At 38.8% G+C, this 1,604-nt stretch carries 2 protein-coding genes; both read right to left on the bottom strand.

Annotated features, from left to right (window positions below; all coding sequences use genetic code 11):
• Nucleotides 1-541 precede the first annotated feature (541 nt).
• Nucleotides 542-952, bottom strand: a complete 411-nt coding sequence (locus tag ACSZOX_RS22340) for a hypothetical protein (protein ID WP_437922465.1) — start codon at nucleotides 950-952, stop codon at nucleotides 542-544.
• On the bottom strand, nucleotides 949-1,604 hold a 656-nt coding region (locus ACSZOX_RS22335), incomplete at its 5' end, for a hypothetical protein (protein ID WP_437922463.1). The genes ACSZOX_RS22335 and ACSZOX_RS22340, both read right to left, overlap by 4 nt.

Below are 1,604 nucleotides of genomic sequence, written 5' to 3'. Positions count from 1 at the left end.
TTTTACATAGCACAACAGTCCCCAAAGTCACAGAACGATATAAAAACCGATGAATACTCACGTATCATTTAATCAAATAGTTTTAATATGTAATAGACAAATACGGGTTCCTTCTGAAATATAATACTTGCCAATTTGACCATTTCTGACCTGTTTCCTGCCTTAAAAAACAAAATATCCCCCATAGACGCAATTAAGTCTGAAGCAACCCGATGTACGTTTGTCTCAACCGCATATGAGTCTATCGCAGACGCAACTGCTTTTATCCCAAACTAGAATAAGTGTATCACAAACGCAACCAAGTCTGTCGCAGACGCAGTCAAGTTTATCGTCAACTTGCATCTGACACCCCAACCGCATATCAATCTGAAACAGCCGCGATTGCGTTTGTCACAAACGAAAATCAGTTTAACGCAAACGCATCCAAGTTTATAACAAACGCATATCAGTTTATGACAAACGAAGTTCATCAGGGATTTTAAGAATAAACAGGCATACGCTAAATAACAAAAGCCCGGACTTGCCGGGCTTTGTGCTGTTATTATAACTCGCTAAAATGCTTCAAGCACAATCGAAGTTCCTTGGCTTCCTTTAATAACTTCCGCTCTATTTCATTCTTTGCATTATACTTGGCAAAATACGCAGCGTTTAAGTGGATTTCTTCTTTGCTGGCTTTTGCCATTACCAACCTGTTAAGCTGTTTTAAATGTAGCGTTTTTGTTTTATCGTCATAGTCTGGCATTTTGCCGTTCTGCAACATAAAAACAATAACTTCTAAATGGTCTTCTATGTTCTCGTATGAAATAGAAATTATTCGTTCTTTATCTCTAAACTCCACGTCATAAAAAGCATTGCCATTTATGGTTTCATTTACTTTACTAAAACCAAAATCAGTTTCAAGAAAAGAATAAAACTCCTTTACAACTTCTATATATTCTTCTCCTTCTATCATGGCTTAATTACTTGAAATGCATTTGGATGAAGCTTTAAATAATTCTTTATCATATTTTGTTCCATTTGGTAGAATATACTTGGAACTCCTCTGGCAGGATCCAATCCAATGTCTATAATCGGTCTTCCACTCCTCATTTGTTGCAGCAACCATTGACGATTGAAAGTCATCATTTGGCTTGTTACTTGGTCAGCAGTACCTGTGAAATTTGGCATATTATTTAGAATAACAGAGCCTTCACGTTTCGCTGCTTCCGTACTAACACGCTTCATTCCCTCTCCAATAACTGTCTGTCCCCCCTTAGCGGCCTTTCCCCCTAACTTTAAAGAAGTGGATGCCCAACCGGCAAATGGAACCATGGCAGACGCACTCAGTGACGCATTCACATAATCTCCACGTCCCGCATACAAGAAGGCATTGAAACCATCAGCAAATTCTCCGAAAACAGGAACCATACCGAGAAGGTCTAGTCCCGTCTGTATGCCATTTAAAGCTCTCTCACCATTAGAGACGGTCTTAAATGAGTGTGCTATACCTCCGACATTCACATTGCCGTTTGTCGAAGAATATCTATCCGAAGCTATATTCTGACCATCCGTATAGCTTTCATTTGCAAGTGATACAGGATTAATTTCAACATGATCCAATTCAT

Source organism: Sphingobacterium sp. LRF_L2, assembly GCF_965644235.1.
Classification (GTDB): Bacteria; Bacteroidota; Bacteroidia; order Sphingobacteriales; family Sphingobacteriaceae; genus Sphingobacterium.
The sequence above is the reverse complement of the archived record's forward strand: the minus strand, read 5'-3'. Positions and strand labels throughout refer to the sequence as shown.

Coding starts and splice junctions, on each gene's coding strand:
- ACSZOX_RS22340 (WP_437922465.1), bottom strand. CDS start 952: ATGATAGAAGGAGAAGAATATATAGAAGTTGTAAAGGAGTTTTATTCT.